13 protein-coding genes are annotated in these 16,973 nt (G+C 71.6%); 10 read left to right on the top strand and 3 right to left on the bottom strand.

Translation table 11 applies throughout. The features are described from left to right. Window positions 1-13 precede the first annotated feature (13 nt). From ACZ7DY_RS19095 to ACZ7DY_RS19085, 3 genes are all read right to left on the bottom strand, one after another. Window positions 14-1,633, bottom strand: a complete 1,620-nt coding sequence (locus ACZ7DY_RS19095; protein WP_471136767.1) for a CocE/NonD family hydrolase — start codon at window positions 1,631-1,633, stop codon at window positions 14-16. 115 nt (window positions 1,634-1,748) lie between these two features. Beyond that, window positions 1,749-2,942: a L,D-transpeptidase gene (locus ACZ7DY_RS19090; RefSeq protein ID WP_471136765.1), complete on the bottom strand. Its 1,194-nt coding sequence runs from the start codon at window positions 2,940-2,942 to the stop codon at window positions 1,749-1,751. Between the two features lie 133 nt (window positions 2,943-3,075). Next, window positions 3,076-3,828, bottom strand: coding sequence for a hypothetical protein (locus tag ACZ7DY_RS19085; protein WP_471136763.1), 753 nt, complete (start codon window positions 3,826-3,828; stop codon window positions 3,076-3,078). 104 nt (window positions 3,829-3,932) lie between these two features. On the opposite strand from ACZ7DY_RS19085, the gene ggt reads away from it, so the two are divergent. From ggt to ACZ7DY_RS19035, 10 genes are all read left to right on the top strand, one after another. Next, window positions 3,933-5,762, top strand: coding sequence for a gamma-glutamyltransferase (gene ggt / locus ACZ7DY_RS19080; protein ID WP_471136761.1), 1,830 nt, complete (start codon window positions 3,933-3,935; stop codon window positions 5,760-5,762). 155 nt (window positions 5,763-5,917) lie between these two features. Further along, window positions 5,918-7,408: a hypothetical protein gene (locus ACZ7DY_RS19075; RefSeq protein ID WP_471136760.1), complete on the top strand. Its 1,491-nt coding sequence runs from the start codon at window positions 5,918-5,920 to the stop codon at window positions 7,406-7,408. Between the two features lie 217 nt (window positions 7,409-7,625). Further along, the gene (locus ACZ7DY_RS19070) at window positions 7,626-8,468 is read left to right on the top strand and encodes a nitrilase-related carbon-nitrogen hydrolase (protein ID WP_471136758.1); all 843 of its coding nucleotides are present in this window, start codon (window positions 7,626-7,628) and stop codon (window positions 8,466-8,468) included. Then, complete coding sequence (locus ACZ7DY_RS19065) at window positions 8,465-9,748, top strand: aspartate aminotransferase family protein (protein WP_471136756.1); 1,284 nt, start codon at window positions 8,465-8,467, stop codon at window positions 9,746-9,748. Before ACZ7DY_RS19070 ends, ACZ7DY_RS19065 begins: the two co-directional genes overlap by 4 nt. 78 nt (window positions 9,749-9,826) lie before the next feature. After that, window positions 9,827-11,218, top strand: coding sequence for a dihydropyrimidinase (gene hydA / locus ACZ7DY_RS19060; protein ID WP_471136754.1), 1,392 nt, complete (start codon window positions 9,827-9,829; stop codon window positions 11,216-11,218). Between the two features lie 454 nt (window positions 11,219-11,672). After that, window positions 11,673-12,644 (top strand): mevalonate kinase, encoded by a 972-nt coding sequence (gene mvk, locus ACZ7DY_RS19055; protein ID WP_471136752.1) that lies wholly within the window; start codon window positions 11,673-11,675, stop codon window positions 12,642-12,644. Beyond that, window positions 12,634-13,689 (top strand): diphosphomevalonate decarboxylase, encoded by a 1,056-nt coding sequence (mvaD, locus tag ACZ7DY_RS19050; protein ID WP_471136750.1) that lies wholly within the window; start codon window positions 12,634-12,636, stop codon window positions 13,687-13,689. Before mvk ends, mvaD begins: the two co-directional genes overlap by 11 nt. After that, window positions 13,686-14,801: a phosphomevalonate kinase gene (locus tag ACZ7DY_RS19045; protein WP_471136748.1), complete on the top strand. Its 1,116-nt coding sequence runs from the start codon at window positions 13,686-13,688 to the stop codon at window positions 14,799-14,801. Before mvaD ends, ACZ7DY_RS19045 begins: the two co-directional genes overlap by 4 nt. Beyond that, entirely contained in the window at window positions 14,798-15,889 is a 1,092-nt protein-coding gene (gene fni, locus ACZ7DY_RS19040; RefSeq protein WP_471136747.1) for a type 2 isopentenyl-diphosphate Delta-isomerase, read from the top strand. Before ACZ7DY_RS19045 ends, fni begins: the two co-directional genes overlap by 4 nt. Then, window positions 15,886-16,947, top strand: coding sequence for a hydroxymethylglutaryl-CoA reductase (locus tag ACZ7DY_RS19035; protein ID WP_471136745.1), 1,062 nt, complete (start codon window positions 15,886-15,888; stop codon window positions 16,945-16,947). The genes fni and ACZ7DY_RS19035 overlap by 4 nt, the downstream gene beginning before the upstream one ends. The last annotated feature ends 26 nt before the right edge of the window (window positions 16,948-16,973 follow it).

The raw sequence follows: 16,973 nt of genomic DNA, 5'->3' as shown, positions 1-16,973 counted from the left end.
CAGCAGCCGGAGATCACTGCTCGCGCAGGGGAACGGACACGTACGACGGGTCCGTCGCCGGTGAGGAGAAGGTCAGCTGCGCGCCGGTCGGGTTGTGCTCGATGTAGAGCGGGTCGACCGTGTCGACGACCAGGGCGAGCTTGTGCCCTGCCGGTACGTCGTAGGCCGTGGAGAACAGCTCCAGGTCCACGCCGAACGGCTTTCCCGGCGTCTTGCCGTGGAAGGTGTACGGCGCGTTGCTGACCAGCTTGCCGAGGCCGAGCGGGCCCACGTCGTAGAGGTACGCGACGAGGGTGCCGCTCTCCTTGGTGCCGGTGAGCGTCGTGTGCACCTTCACCGTCCCGCGCACGCGCTGGGCGCTCGCGTACCGCTCCGACTGCCAGACGCCGGTGTAGCGGCGCGGGAGCAGCGGCACCGAGGCCATCGGCGGGATCTTCAGGAACTGGTCGAGGGCGTTGGAGAGGATGGCGATGCCGCCATTGGCGCCCGAGTCGACGTTGGTGTGGATCGTGGTGGTCCCGGCCATCGCGATCTTCTCGCGGGTGGGGCCGACCGACTTCCAGTCGGGGTAGCCCTCGTAGCCGCCGTCGGAGCGCGACTTGAGCTGGACGGGCTGCTCGTCCTCGATGCCGTTCTCCGCGCCCTTGAGGTAGTGGTCGAACCAGCGCCGGGTGGAGGTCCAGGTGTCGTTGGGCAGACCGAGCAGGCCGGTGGCCTCGGCCGTGGCGTGGTCGCCGGGGCGGAACTCCAGGCGCTTGGGGCCGGTCAGACGCTCGTAGAACTCGGCGTACTGGTTGGGCGGGAAGAGGGTGTCGCCCCAGGCGTTGCCGAGCATGATGGCGGCGCCGTTCTCGTTGATCCGGTCGAGGTGGGTCGCGGGGGAGCGCTTGGCGCCCCAGGCGATCATCTCGTCCTCCTTGTCGAGGTTGGACCCGAGGAAGTCCTTGAGCGTCTCCTGCAGTTCGGCGCTCGGGCGGCCGGTGAGCGCGCCCGCGCCGCCGAGCAGGGCGGCGGCCTGGCTGTGCTGGGTGCGGCCGCTGTAGATCGAGTCGATGAGGTCGCCCCAGCCGCTGAGCGCGGCGACGGCCTTGACCCGCTTGTCGTGGCCGGCGGCGAGCAGGCTGATGCCCGCGCCGTACGAGACGCCCGCCATGCCGACCTTCGACGGGTCGGCCGGGGTGTGGGCGAGGGTCCAGTCGATGACCTTGGAGGCGTCGGCGATGTCCTCGGGCCCTGCGGTCTCGATCTCACCGCCGGACTGCCAGAAGCCGCGCGAGTTGTAACTGACCACGACATAGCCGGAGTCGGCGAGCTTCTGGGCCTGGGCGACGTACTCGATCTGGGGCATGGCCCAGCTGGTGGGCAGCACGATCGAGGGGTACCGCGCCCCGGCCCCCGCGTCCTTGGGGGTGAAGACGTTGGCCTTGAGGACGGTGCCGCCGTCACCGGGGATGTCGACGAAGCGCACATCGGCAGAGGCGCCAAAGGTGCCGGAGCCCGCGGCCGGCGGCGCGGCGGGCGGGGCCGCCTGCGCCGTCGGGGCGAGACCGAGGGCGGCGCCGGCGACGAGGGTCGCGCAGACGGCGCCCGCGGTGGTCGTGCGCGGGGCCCGGTGCGGGTGCGGAGCTCTCACGGGTCACTTCCTCACTCGTTGAAAGTGCAAAGTGACCCGACGGTAACCTGATCCTTTACCGGGGGTAACCCGTCGGTAAGTTACGCCCGGGTAACGATAGTTGAGGCCGCCGCCGCTACTTCAGGGCGCTCTTCGCCTGCCAGTCGGACCAGGAGATGTTCCACTCGCCGTAGCCGTTGCCCGGGTCCGGGACACCCTTCGAGCCGCTGCCGGTGACCTCGAACGGGTCGCCTATCTGGGCCTGGCCGTAGAGCCAGCCCGCGTCGCCGTCGCTCATGCCGATGCAGCCCGAGCTGTGGTTGGTGTTCCCGAAGTACGAGGCGTTCCACGGCGCCGCGTGCGCGTACATGCCCGACCAGGTCAGGCGCATCGAGTCGTCGACCATCTTGTTGTAGCTGTTGCTGCCGGAGAGCCCGACCGTCTCGGAGCGCATGTTGATCGTGCCCTCCTTCGACATCAGGACGGAGGTGCCGCCCCAGGAGGCCTTCTCGCCGCCGGGGGTGCCGGCCGACATCGGGAGCGTCCGCACGGTCTTGCCGTCGCGCGTGAGGGTCGCCGTCTTGCTGTCCAGGTTCACCTTGACGACCTGGCTCCTGCCGACGGTGAAGCGGGTGGCGTAGTCGCGCACGAACCAGTCGTCACCGCCGGAGTCGATGCCGTTGAGCTTCGCGTCCAGCTTCACCTTCGTACCGGACTTCCAGTACTTCTCGGGGCGCCAGTCGACGCGGTCCTTGCCGTCGTAGTTCTTGATCCACCCCCAGGATCCCGTGGTGCCGTTCTCCGTCGTCACCTTGAGGTTCTTCTCCACCTCGGCCTTGTTGCGCACCGGGTGGTCGAAGGTGATCGACAGGGGCTGGGCGATGCCGACGGTGGTGTCCTTGCCGGGGGCGAGGGTCACCTTGTTGACCTTCCCGGGCGCGGCCGTCCTGAAGGACGACTTCGCGGTGCCGCCCTTGTCGGTGCTCGCCTCGACCCGGTAGGAGGTGCCGGGTGCCACCGTGCGCCGGGAGGTCCAGGTGGTGCCGTTCGCCGACACCTTGCCGGGCAGCTTCGTGCCCTTGTCGTCGGCGACCGTCACCTCCTTGAGCCTGCCGGCGGCCAGCTTCACGGTGACCGGGCCGCCCGCCTTCGCCTGCTGCCCCGAGAGATTCACCGAGATCTTCGGTTTCTCGGCGGCCCCGGCGGCGCCGGACGAGCCGCTGCCGCCCGAACAGGCGGTGAGGGCGGCGGTGAGCACCGCGAGGCCCGCGGCCGCCGCGTGGCGGGTGCGAAGGGGGCGTCGGCGGCTCGAAGAGCTCTGGGGGGTCAAGAAAACTACCTCCGTGCGAATGTGGACTGCACGGAGAGAGGGGAGATCGCCCGGACGGGTTGCCTGTTGTCCGGAAATTCCCCGCTAGGTCACAGAAGGAGCCGGATCGTGGCGGCTCTCCGTGAGGGCCGCGCTACTTGGCGCGATGGGAGGCACGGGCAGGTGCGGGCAGCGGGGTCCTCGCCTCGCGCGTCACGTCGCCGACGAGCTCGACGACGTCGGGACCGTATGCCTGCGAATTGACGATCTTCAGGAGCAGCACGAAGGCGTTGCCGCCGTACTTGCGGGCGAGCTTCTCGTGGTTGCGGGCCAGATAGCGGGTGGCCGCCTGGCTGGTCACCGCGCGCTGGCCGCAGAAGAGGAAGACGGGTCTGGCGTCCGGGTTCCGGTCCGCGGTGAGCCGCGCCAGGATCACGTACTCCGTGAGGCCGGCCTCGAGGCGGTAGCGCTCGGCGCCGATCTGGAAGGCGCCGCGGTCGGGGACCGGCTCGGGGTCGGTGTTCACCCGCACGCCGGGCAGCAGGGAGTGCATGTGCGCGGCCATGCGGCGATTGGCCGCGGGCGATCCCACGCAGAACTCGGTGCGCTCGCCGAAGCCCTGCTGGGCCGCGTCGTGCGCGACGACCTGGGCGTGCGCACCGCACTCCTTGATCACCGCGGCCAGCTCGATGAGCGCGAACACGTCCTGGCGCACCACCATCAGCTCGGGACCGCCCGCGTCGCGGTTGACCACGAGCAGCGACTCGGAGTTGTCGGGCAGCCCGAAGAAGGCCTGCTTGCGGCGGAGCCTGCGCTTCCACAGGGCGCCGCGGGTGAGCCAGCCAAGGACGGCGCCGATGCCGACCACGATCAGGCCGAGGACGATGTTCCGCACGTCTTCAGTCATGGGGGCGCATGCTAGCGGGCCCCCGGATCGGTGTTCGAGGAGGTCCTGACGCGATGCCGCGCGCGAAGTTACGCTGCGCGGACGGTTGTTGACAGGAGGTACGAATGCGTCGCGCTGTCGTACGGAATCTGACGCTATTGGCGGTCGGAGGGGTATTGGTGTCGGTCGGGGCCGCCGCGCCCCCTTCGCCTACGCGCTCAGCGGAACCGGCATCCGCCCGCCCGGCGGTGGGCACACCGGCCAAGACACCACTCGCCGTCGGATACGGCGGCGCCGTCGCCAGTGTCGACCCGGACGCATCGGCGGCCGGCATCGAGGTCCTGCGCAAGGGCGGCAACGCCGTGGACGCGGCCGTCGCCACCGCCGCCGCGCTCGGCGTCACCGAGCCGTACTCGGCGGGCGTCGGCGGCGGTGGCTACTTCGTCCACTACGACGCCAAGAGCCACCGGGTCAGCACCATCGACGGCCGCGAGACGGCGCCGCGCACCGCCGACTCCGGGCTCTTCCTGGAGAACGGCCGGCCGATCCCGTTCGCGGACGCGGTCACCAGCGGCCTCGGCGTCGGCACCCCCGGCACGCCCGCCACCTGGCAGAAGGCGCTCGACACCTGGGGCAGCAGAAGCCTGCGCACGCTCCTGAAGCCCGCCGAGCGGCTCGCGCGCCACGGGTTCACCGTCGACCCGACGTTCCGCGCGCAGACCGAGTCGAACCAGGAACGGTTCGCGGACTTCCCCGCCACGGCGAAGCTGTTCCTGCCCGGCGGCAGGCTGCCGGTGGTCGGCTCGACCTTCAAGAACCCCGACCTGGCCCGCACCTACGACGAACTGGGCCGCAAGGGCGTGGGCGCGCTCTACCGCGGCAGGCTCGCCAAGGACATCGTGCGGACCGTGAACGAACCACCCGTCGCCCCGGACGCCGACCGCGTGGTCCGGCCCGGCGACCTCTCCACCGAGGACCTCGCGACGTACGAGGTGAAGCGGCAGAAGCCGACCAAGGCCTCCTACCGCGGCCTCGACGTCTACTCCATGGCACCCTCCTCCTCCGGCGGTACGACCGTCGGCGAGGCCCTCAACATCCTGGAGCGCACCGACCTCTCCAAGGCGTCGAAGACGAAGTACCTGCACCGCTACATCGAGGCCAGCCGCGTCGCCTTCGCCGACCGCGGGCGCTGGGTCGGCGACCCCGCCTTCGAGGACGTACCGACCAAGCAGCTCCTCACGCAGCGGTTCGCCGACTCGCGGGAGTGCCTGATCAAGGACGACGCCGTCCTGAACAGCCCGCTCGCCCCCGGCGACCCGCGCCACCCCCGGGCGTGCGGCACGGGTGACGGGGCGGCCCCGACCACGTACGAGGGCGAGAACACCACGCACCTCACGGCGGCCGACAAGTGGGGCAACGTCGTCGCGTACACCCTCACCATCGAATCGACCGGCGGCAGCGGCATCACCGTGCCCGGCCGCGGCTTCCTGCTCAACAATGAACTCACCGACTTCTCCTTCGCCCCCGCCGACCCGGCGGTGCACGACCCGAACCTGCCCGGACCCGGCAAGCGGCCGCGCTCCTCGATCGCCCCGACGATCGTGCTCAAGCACGGCAAGCCGGTGGTGGCCCTTGGCTCGCCGGGCGGCGCCACCATCGTCACCACCGTCCTGCAGACCCTGACGGGCTTCGTCGACCGGGGCCTGCCGCTGGTCGACGCCATCGCCGCACCGCGCGCAAGCCAGCGCAACGCGGCCCAGACCGAGCTCGAACCGGCCCTCTGGAACAGCCCGCTGCGCACGTCACTGGAGTCGATCGGGCACTCCTTCAAGCAGAACCCCGAGATCGGCGCCGCCACGGGCGTGCAGCGGCTGCCCGACGGCAGGTGGCTCGCCGCCGCCGAGAAGGTCCGCAGGGGCGGCGGATCGGCGATGGTGGTGCGCCCCGCCGAGTGAGCCGGCGCGTCCGGGGGCGCGGCCCCCGGGCGCACCGCGCGGATTCCGCGGACGGATGTGGCCTGCGGAAAACTGCATGTAGTCGTCCCGTAACTCATCTGGTGTTATGTTCCGCACCGGAAGACTCCACGTCTCCACGGGGCGGTGCTGAACAGATGGCAGTGGGACAACTCCCGGACCACGTACGGGAGTTCGCAAGGTACTTGAGGGGACTGCTCGGCCGGCTCGACCAGGAGTCGGGCTGGTGCGGCGTGTTCTGGCAGCGGGACCCCGACGGCATGCGCGCCTGCCTCGACGGTGCCGAGGTGCCGCCCTGGGACGTGGTGCAGGCGCTGCTCCACGACCTCGCGGCGGACCGGGGCACGGCCGAGGCCGAGCGCGAGACGGGGCTGGCCCGCGCCCTGCACCGGGCCTCGCTCGACGCGTACGACGCGCGGCCCGGCGGCCTGGAACTCCTCGGCGACCGGCTCGACATGATGCTCAGGGAGCAGCGGGTCGCCCTGGAGCGGCAGGCGGATTTGACCCGGCAGCTCACCGCGGCGACCGACCCCGGCGACATCGACCGGCTCACCCTCGACCTCGCCTGGGTGCGCGACGACCACGACCGGGCCACCGCCCGCTGCGCCGAGCTCCAGGAGCGCATGGACCGGCTGACCGAGGCGGCGCGCCCGTCGTGGGTCGACCTCGGCACGCCGGCGCCGGACGGCGACTTCGGCGGGGCGCCGGTGGCCGGCTTCGCCGGTGAACCGGTCGACGTGTTCGACGCCGGGGCGCGAGACGAGGGACTCGGCGTACCGAGGCAGGAGCCCGCGCCGGGAGCGTTCGCAGGGCAGCCCGGGCAGCCCGAGCGGGCTGAACGTGCCGGACGTGCCGATCGGTCCGAGCGGTCCCGGCGGCGCCCGCGCGGCGCACGGTTCGCCGGAGCAGGGTCCGGGTCCGGCTCCGGTTCCGCGGACGGCGGCGCGGAGGGCGCGGGGGGCGCGGGCGCCGCGTCCGCCCCGGCCCACGCGCGCGAGACGCCCCGCGGCGCACGGTTCGCGTCCGCAGTGCCGTCACCCGGCCCCGCGCCCCACCCCACGGACGCCGCCGCCGACGCGGACGCCGCCACCGGTGCCGAAGCCGACGCCCGCGCCACCTCCGAGGCCGTACGGGACCTCATCCGGCTCCGCGGCGAGGGCCGCAGCGGCGAGGCGCACGGCGTGCTCGTCGAGGCCGCGGGCTGGCCCGCGTCCCGGCTGCCCCTCTTCGCCGGCGAACTGCACCGCGCGGGCCTCGGCGCCGACTGGTCGACCCTGCTCTGGGAGGCCGCCTCGCTGCCGCCCGGCCGGCTCGTCGCGCTGGCGGACGCGCTGGCCGGGGCGGGCCGCGCCGACGACTGCAGGAAGCTGCTGCGCCAGGGCGTCGCGCGTCCCGCCCCCGAGATAGCCGAGGCGATCCTCGCGCTGATGGACGCGGGCCGCGAGCGGGAGGCCCGCGCGCTCCTCGACTCCTACCTGCGGGTCCGCACCCCCGAGGACGTGGCCCGCTGCGCCCACTCCGACCCCGACCGGCTCATCCCCGTACTCCTGGAGACGGCCAAGAAGGTCTCCGACGAACACCACTGGGACCTCGTGCACGCCCTGCGGGTGGCGGGGTTCAGCGCCTGAGCCGGGCCGCTCCGACGCCCGCTCCGGTGCCTCTCCCGTACCGCTTCGCGCCCGTTTCTCGCCCGCTCGGGTGCGAAACATGATCGACTCCGCCGGTTGACGGCGATGGTCTTGCTCAGCCCCTCGGCGGAGGCTTACGTTCTCCTAATCCACGCAGCAAGTCTACGTGCGTAGAAGCTCTCTGACGTCCTCTCAAGGACCCGCGAAGGAGCAGCTCATGGTCAACGTCGTACGCGCCGCACTGGTCCAGGCAACCTGGACGGGCGACACCGAATCCATGATCGCCAAGCATGAGGAGCACGCCCGCGAGGCGGCCCGCCAGGGGGCGAAGGTCATCGGGTTCCAGGAGGTCTTCAACGCCCCCTACTTCTGCCAGGTCCAGGAGCCCGAGCACTACCGCTGGGCCGAGCCCGTCCCGGACGGCCCGACCGTGACCCGCATGCAGGCGCTCGCCCGCGACACCGGCATGGTCATCGTGGTCCCCGTCTTCGAGGTCGAGCAGTCCGGCTTCTACTACAACACCGCGGCCGTGATCGACGCCGACGGCAGCTACCTCGGCAAGTACCGCAAACACCACATCCCCCAGGTCAAGGGGTTCTGGGAGAAGTACTACTTCAAGCCGGGCAACGTCGGCTGGCCGGTCTTCGACACCGCCGTCGGCAAGGTCGGCGTCTACATCTGCTACGACCGCCACTTCCCGGAAGGGTGGCGGCAGTTGGGCCTGAACGGCGCCCAGATCGTCTACAACCCCTCCGCCACCTCACGCGGTCTCTCCGCCCACCTCTGGCAGCTGGAACAGCCCGCGGCCGCCGTCGCCAACGAGTACTTCGTCGCCGCGATCAACCGCGTCGGCCAGGAGGAGTACGGCGACAACGACTTCTACGGCACCAGCTACTTCGTCGACCCCCGCGGCCGGTTCGTCGGCGAACCGGCGAGCGACAAGGCCGAAGAGCTCGTCGTGCGGGACCTCGACCTCGGCCTCATCGAGGAAGTACGCCACCAGTGGGCGTTCTACCGCGACCGCCGCCCCGACGCCTACGAAGGACTGGTGCAACCGTGACCGACCTGTACGACCGCCACCGGGCCGTGCTGCCCGACTGGCTCGCGCTCTACTACCAGCGGCCCATCGAACTCACCCACGGTGAGGGCCGCCACGTGTGGGCCGCCGACGGCACCCGGTACCTCGACTTCTTCGGCGGCATCCTCACCACCATGACGGCGCACGCCCTGCCCGAGGTCACCAAGGCGGTGAGCGAACAGGCCGCCCGGATCATCCACTCCTCGACCCTCTACCTCAACCGCCCGATGGTCGAACTCGCCGAGCGTGTCGCGGCGTTGTCCGGCATCCCCGACGCCCGCGTCTTCTTCACCACCTCCGGCACCGAGGCCAACGACGCGGCGCTGCTGCTCGCCACCGCCCACCGGCGCTCGAACCAGATCCTGGCGATGCGCAACAGCTACCACGGCCGCTCCTTCACCACCGTCGGCATCACCGGCAACCAGTCCTGGTCGCCGACGAGCCTCTCGCCGCTCCAGACGCTGTACGTGCACGGCGGCGTCCGCAGCCGCGGACCGTATGCCGCCCTGAACGACGCCGAGTTCACCGCCGCCTGCGTGGCCGACCTGCGGGACATGCTCGGGCAGAGCCGCGGGGGAGTGGCGGCACTGATCGCCGAGCCCATCCAGGGCGTGGGCGGCTTCACCTCACCGCCCGACGGCCTCTACGCCGCCTTCCGCGAAGTCCTGGACGAGCACGGCATCCTGTGGATCTCCGACGAGGTGCAGACCGGCTGGGGCCGCACCGGCGAGCACTTCTGGGGCTGGCAGGCACACGCGGCCGGCGGCCCGCCCGACATCCTCACCTTCGCCAAGGGCATCGGCAACGGCATGGCGATCGGCGGTGTCGTCGCCCGCGCCGAGGTGATGAACTCCCTGGACGCCAACTCCATCTCGACGTTCGGCGGCTCCCCGGTCACCATGGCGGCCGGTCTCGCCAACCTCGCGTACCTCCTGGAGCACGACCTCCAGGGCAACGCGCGCCGCGTCGGCGGACTCCTCATCGAGCGGCTGCGGGCGATCTGCGCCCAGCTGCCCGTCGTGCGCGAGGTGCGCGGGCGCGGCCTGATGATCGGCATCGAGCTGGTCGAGCCCGGCACGGACCGGCCCAACCCCCGGGCGGCCGCCGCCGTCCTGGAGGCCGCCCGCGACGGCGGGCTGCTCATCGGCAAGGGCGGCGGGCACGACACCAGCGTGCTGCGCATCGCCCCACCGCTCTCGCTGACCGTCGCGGAGGCGGAGGAGGGCGCCGCCATCCTCGAACGGGCGCTGCGGGCCGCCTGAGGGCCCTGCAGGGCCGTTCCGGCCCGTTCTCCCCGTACGTACGGCCTTCGCGGGCCCGCAGGAAAAGGAGCGCACCACATGAGCAACCGCACCTTGATCACCGGCGGCCTGGTCATCACGGCCTCCGACGAACTCCCCGTCGACGTACTGGTGGAGGACGGCCGGGTCGTGGCCCTCGCCACCCGCGAGAGCCACGGCTGGAGCGCCGACCGCGTGATCGACGCCACCGGGAAGTACGTGATCCCCGGTGGCGTCGACGCCCATACGCACATGGAGATGCCGTTCGGCGGCACGCTCGCCTCGGACACCTTCGAGACGGGCACCCGTGCCGCGGCCTGGGGCGGCACGACCACCATCATCGACTTCGCCATCCAGCCCAAGGGCGGGACGCTCGCCGAGGGGCTCGATGCCTGGCACGAGAAGGCCGCCGGGCGGTGCGCCGTCGACTACGGCTTCCACATGATCATGTCCGACGTGAACGCGTCCTCGCTCAAGGAGATGGACCGGCTCGTCACGGCCGGCGTCACCTCGTTCAAGCTCTTCACCGCCTACCCCGGCGTCTTCCTCTCCGACGACGGACAGATCCTGCGGGCGATGCAGCGGGCGGGCTCCAACGGCGGCCTGGTGATGACGCACGCCGAGAACGGCCTCGCGATCGACGTGCTGGTGGAGCAGGCGCTGGCGCGCGGCGAGCGCGACCCGCGCCATCACGGCGAGGTCAGAAAGGCGCTCCTGGAGGCCGAGGCGACGCACCGGGTCATCAAGCTGAGCCAGGTGGCGGGCGCCCCGCTGTACGTGGTGCACGTGTCGGCGCAGGAAGCCGTCGCCGAACTGACCCGGGCCCGTGACGAGGGCCTGCCGGTCTTCGGTGAGACCTGCCCCCAGTACCTCTTCCTGTCCACCGACAACCTCGCGGAGCCCGACTTCGAGGGCGCGAAGTACGTCTGCTCGACGCCACTGCGGCCGCGCGAGCACCAGGCGGTGCTGTGGCGCGGGCTCCGCACCAACGATCTGCAGGTGGTCTCCACCGACCACTGCCCGTTCTGTTTCAAGGGGCAGAAGGAGCTGGGCCGCGACGACTTCTCGAAGATCCCCAACGGCATGCCGGGCGTCGAGAACCGCATGGACCTGCTGCACCAGGCCGTCGTGGACGGACACATCGGCCGGCGCCGCTGGATCGAGGTCGCCTGCGCGACACCGGCCCGCATGTTCGGCCTGTACCCCCGGAAGGGCACGATCGCACCGGGCGCAGACGCGGACATCGTCATCTACGACCCGCACGCCGAGCAGACCATCTCGGCGCAGACCCACCACATGAACGTCGACTACTCGGCGTACGAGGGCAAGCGCGTGACGGGACGGGTGGAGACCGTGCTCTCCCGCGGCGTCCCGGTCATCGACGGCCGGGTCTACAAGGGGCACGCGGGCCACGGGTCGTATCTGCGGCGGGACGTCTGCCAGTACGCGTGAGTCCGAGCGCGGCCCGCCCCGGCGCGGGCCGCGTGTGACCCGCGTCACTTCGGGGAGGGGTTGGCTGGCGGGTTGCGGCCGTGTCACTATTTCCGCACGCCGACTCTGCCCAAAACCCGCCGCGAGGCCGGGGGTTGAGCGCGTAGCCGCCGGTCCGTCCGGGCGAGCCAGAGCCCACGCGCCGTGCAGTACCGATTCCCTTCGTAACTCATCTCATGCGTGACGTATGCCCCCCTTTCGCGGGCGGGGCTCACAGGCATGTCCAGAACCGGAGACGGCCTTCGGCCGGTCTCCCGGAATCCGCCGCGTGTCGATTCCTCGCACCGCCGCGTTCTCACGGTGTCAGGCAGGCGTCATTTCTTCCAGAACTACGGATGTTGCTATCTCGATGCAGAACAGACATGGGGAGTTGAGCGCGTTGACGACACCGACCTCGGCGCAGGGGGTGTCAGGAATGAGCCGGTCTCGCACGGTCGGCGTGGGCCGCGCCCACGCGAAGGCCATCGTGCTGGGGGAGCACGCGGTGGTGTACGGCGCCCCGGCGCTCGCGCTGCCCGTGCCGCAACTGGCCATCACCGCGAGCGCGGGATGGTCCGAGCGGCCCCCGGGCGACACGGAGGGCGTCTCCCTGACGATGACGGGATCCCCGCTGCGGCCCGTCTCGACCCAGGCGTCCGAAGGGCTGCGGCGGCTGATCGCCGAATTCCGGGCCACCTCGGACGTACCCGACGACGTGCACCTCGACATACTCCTGGACTGCGCGGTCCCGCCCGGCCGGGGCCTCGGATCCAGCGCGGCCTGCGCGCGGGCCGTCGTCCTCGCACTGGCCGACCTGTTCGAGCGGGAGATCACACCGCAGGCCGCGTTCGAACTCGTGCAGACGGCGGAGAACGTGACGCACGGCCGGGCCAGCGGCGTCGACGCACGTGCCGTCGGCTCCTCCGTGCCCCTGCTCTTCCGGGCCGGCGAGGTGGAGGAACTGCCCGTCGGCTGCGACGGGTTGTTCATCATCGCCGACAGCGGCGAGGTGGGCCGCACCAAGGACGCCGTCACCCTGCTGCGCAAGGGCTTCGAGCGGCACGCCGGGGCGCAGGAGCGCTTCGTGCGCCGGGCCACCGAACTGACCGACGAGGCGCGCTACGCGCTGGCCGACGGCAAACCCGAGGAGCTCGGCTCGCGCCTTTCGGAGTATCACGAACTGCTCTCCGCCGCCCGGTTGAGCACCGACCGCATCGACACGCTGGTCGGCGCCGCGCTCGCGGCGGGCAGCCTCGGCGCGAAGATCACCGGCGGCGGGATGGGCGGCTGCGTCATCGCACTGACCCAGTCGGAACAGGCCGGCGCGGTCACCAGACAGCTGCACGAGGCCGGCGCCACACAGACATGGGTCGTACCACTCAGGGGGTTTGTCGGTCATGACGTCTGAACAGCTGGCCACGGCGGTGCGCTCCGCGGGACAGGACACGGCGGGCCGCGCCACCGCCGTGGCGCACCCGAACATCGCCCTCATCAAGTACTGGGGCAAGCGCGACGAGCGGCTCATCCTGCCGCGCACCGACAGCCTGTCGATGACCCTCGACATCTTCCCGACGACCACCACCGTGCGCCGGGCCCCCGAGGCCGGCCACGACGAGGTGACCCTCGGCGGCCGCCCGGCGGAGGGCGAGGCGCGCCGGCGCATCGTCACCTTCCTCGACCTCGTCCGCGAACGGTCCGGCCTCGGCCACCGGGCCGTCGTCGAGAGCGAGAACACCGTCCCCACCGGCGCCGGCCTCGCTTCGTCGGCCAGCGGCTTCGCCGCCCTGGCCGTCGCCGCGGCCGCCGCCTACGGCATGGACCTCGACGCCACCGCGCTCTCCCGGCTCGCCCGGCGCGGCTCCGGCTCCGCCTCCCGCTCCCTCTTCGGCGACTTCGTCGTCTGGCACGCGGGACGGGCTACGGGCACGGAGGAGGAGGCCGACCTCAGCTCGTACGCCGAGCCCGTCCCCACCGGCCCCATCGACCCCGCCCTGGTCGTCGCCGTCGTCAATGCCGGACCCAAGGACGTGTCGAGCCGCGCCGCCATGCGCCGCACCGTCGACACCTCCCCGCTCTTCGAGCCGTGGGCCGTCTCCAGCAAGGACGACCTGGCCGACATGCGACAGGCCCTCGGCCGCGGCGACCTCGAAGCCGTCGGCGAGATCGCCGAACGCAACGCGCTGGGCATGCACGCCACGATGCTGGCGGCCCGCCCCGCCGTGCGCTACCTCTCGCCGGCCACCCTCACCGTGCTCGACGGCGTGCTGCAGCTGCGCCGCGACGGCATCGCCGCCTACGCGACCATGGACGCCGGGCCGAACGTGAAGGTGCTCTGCCGCAACGCGGACGCCGACCGCGTGGCCGACGTCGTACGCGGTGCCGCCCAGGGCGGCGCCATCCACATCGCCCGCCCCGGCCCTGGCGCCCGGCTGCTGACCGGGGACGGGCGATGACCGCTCGCCCGACGGTCGTCAGGCGAGCGCCGGGCAAACTGTTCGTCGCGGGCGAGTACGCGGTGGTGGAGCCGGGCAACGCGGCGATCCTCGTCGCCGTCGACCGGTACGTCACCGTCACCGTGTCCGACCCCGGCGAACCCGGCGTCGTCCTCTCCTCCGACCTCGCCGCGCGACCGGCACACTGCCGGTGGCAAGACGGCCGGCTCCACGGCCGCGACCCGGCGGACGAGCGGGCCCTGCGGGAGGGGTTCGCCCACGTCGCGGCGGCCGTCGAAACCGTCGGCCTGCTGCTCGCCGAGCGCGGCCTCCCCGCACCCGCGCTCGACATCTCCGTCACCAGCGAACTGCACGAGAACGGCACGAAGTTCGGGTTCGGATCGAGCGGTGCCGTCACCGTGGGCACCGTCGCCGCCATGGCCGCCTTCTGCGGCCTCGACCTGCCGGCCGACGCCCGCTACCGGCTCGCGATGCTCGCCACGGCGGGCATCGAGGCCAAGGCCTCCGGCGGCGACCTCGCCGCCGCCACCTGGGGCGGATGGATCGCCTACCGGGCACCCGACAGGACCGCCGTCCTCGACCTGGCCCGCACCGCGGGGATCGAGGCCGCCCTGCGCGAGCGCTGGCCCGGTCACGACGTACGCACCCTGCCGCCGCCCAAGGGCCTCACCCTGGAGGTCGGCTGGACCGGGACACCCGCCTCCACCTCGTCCCTCGTCTCGGACCTGGACCGGCGGACCTGGCGGGGCAGCGCCTCCCACGAACGGTTCATCGAGACCTCCGGCGACTTCGTGCGTGCCTCGATCGACGCATTGGAACGGGGCGACGGCGACGACCTGCTGCGGCAGATCCGGCGCGCCCGGCAGGAACTGGCGCGCCTCGACGACGAGGTCGGGCTCGGCATCTTCACCCCCCGGCTCACCGCGCTGTGCGCCGCCGCCGAAGACGCCGGCGGCGCGGCCAAGCCCTCGGGGGCGGGCGGCGGCGACTGCGGCATCGCGCTGCTCGACGCCGGGGCGCCACTGGACATCGCCCACGTACGGAAACGGTGGACCACGGCGGGGGTGCGGCCCTTGCCGATCCGTCCCGCCATGGAAGGGAACGAGGAATGATCTCTCAACGCAAGGACGATCACGTCCGGCTCGCCGTCGAGCACCAGCGCCAGCACACCGGACACAACCAGTTCGACGAGGTGTCGTTCATCCACCACGCCCTGGCCGGCATCGACCGGCCGGACGTGTCCCTGGCCACGACCTTCGCCGGCATCTCCTGGCCGGTGCCGCTCTACATCAACGCGATGACCGGTGGCAGCGTCAACACCGGCGTCATCAACCGGGACCTGGCCATCGCCGCCCGCGAGACCGGCGTCGCCGTCGCCTCCGGCTCCATGAGCGCGTACTTCAAGGACCCCTCCTGCGCCGACACGTTCAGCGTGCTCCGCAAGGAGAACCCGGACGGGTTCGTCCTGGCCAACGTCAACGCGACGGCCTCCGTCGACAACGTGCGGCGCGCCATCGACCTGGTGCGGGCCGACGCCCTGCAGATCCACGTCAACACCGCGCAGGAAACACCGATGCCGGAGGGCGACCGGTCCTTCTCCTCCTGGGTCCCGCAGATCGAGAAGATCGCCGCGGCCGTCCCCGTCCCGGTGATCGTCAAGGAGGTCGGCAACGGTCTGAGCCGTGAGACCGTCTTGCTCCTGGAGAGCCTCGGCGTGCAGGTCGCCGACCTCGGCGGCCGGGGCGGCACGGACTTCGCCCGCATCGAGAACGGCCGGCGGGAGCTGGCCGAGTACTCCTTCCTGCACGGCTGGGGCCAGTCCACCGCCGCCTGCCTTCTGGACACCCAGGACGTCGGTATCCCCGTACTCGCCTCCGGCGGCGTCCGCCACGCCCTCGACGTGGCCCGCGCCCTGGCGCTCGGCGCGTCCGGCGTCGGCGTCTCCGGCGGATTCCTCCGCACGCTCAAGGACGAGGGTATCTCCGCGCTGATCGCGCAGATCTCCTCCTGGCTCGACCAACTGGCGGCACTGCAGACCATGCTCGGCGCGCGCACGCCCGCCGAACTGACCCGCTGCGACCTGCTGATCCACGGCGAGCTCCGTGAATTCTGCACAGACCGAGGCATCGAGACGCGGCAGTTCGCCCAGCGTTCCCGCATCGTCGAATCCCTCCACGAACTGACGGGAAGCACCCGATGACCGAGACACACGCGATCGCCGGCGTCCCCATGCGCTGGGTCGGCCCCCTGCGCATCACCGGCAACACCGCCACCGTCGAGACCCAGGTCCCGCTCGCCACCTACGAGACACCGCTGTGGCCCTCCGTGGGCCGCGGCGCCAAGGTGTCCATGCTGGCCGAGAAGGGCATCGTCGCCACCCTCGTCGACGAGCGGATGACCCGCTCGGTGCTGGTCGAGGCGACGGACGCGCAGACGGCGTACACCGCAGCGCGGACCATCGAGGCACGGATCGACGAACTCCGTGACGTGGTGCGCGGCTGCAGCAGGTTCGCCCAGCTGATCAACATCCGGCACGAGATCACGGCCAACCTGCTCTTCATCCGCTTCGAGTTCGTCACCGGCGACGCGTCCGGGCACAACATGGCGACGCTCGCCTCCGACGCGCTCCTGCGCCACCTGCTGCAGACCGTGCCGGGCATCTCCTACGGCTCGATCTCCGGCAACTACTGCACGGACAAGAAGGCCACCGCGATCAACGGCATCCTCGGCCGCGGCAAGAACGTGGTCACGGAGCTCCTCATCCCGCGCGACGTGGTCACCGACGTGCTGCACACGACCGCCGCCAAGGTGGTCACGCTCAACATCCGCAAGAACATGCTCGGCACCCTGCTCGCCGGCGGCATCCGCTCGGCCAACGCCCACTACGCGAACATGCTGCTCGGCTTCTACCTGGCCACCGGCCAGGACGCGGCGAACATCGTCGAGGGCTCCCAGGGCGTCACCATGGCCGAGGACCGCGACGGCGACCTCTACTTCTCCTGCACGCTGCCGAACCTGATCGTCGGCACGGTCGGCAACGGCAAGGGCATCGAGTTCGTGGAGACCAACCTCGCCCGGCTCGGCTGCCGCGTCGAGCGCGAGCCCGGGGAGAACGCCCGCCGGCTCGCGGTGATCGCGGCGGCGACCGTGCTGTGCGGGGAGCTCTCCCTCCTCGCCGCACAGACCAACCCCGGTGAACTGATGCGGGCGCATGTGCAGTTGGAGCGCGAGACCAAGACGGAAACGGTGGGTGTGTAGGGCATGTCCGGTGGTTCGGGGATAGG

Source organism: Streptomyces sp. NPDC037013, assembly GCF_055607265.1.
Note: the sequence above shows the minus strand (reverse complement) of the source record. Positions and strands in the feature narration are given on the sequence as shown.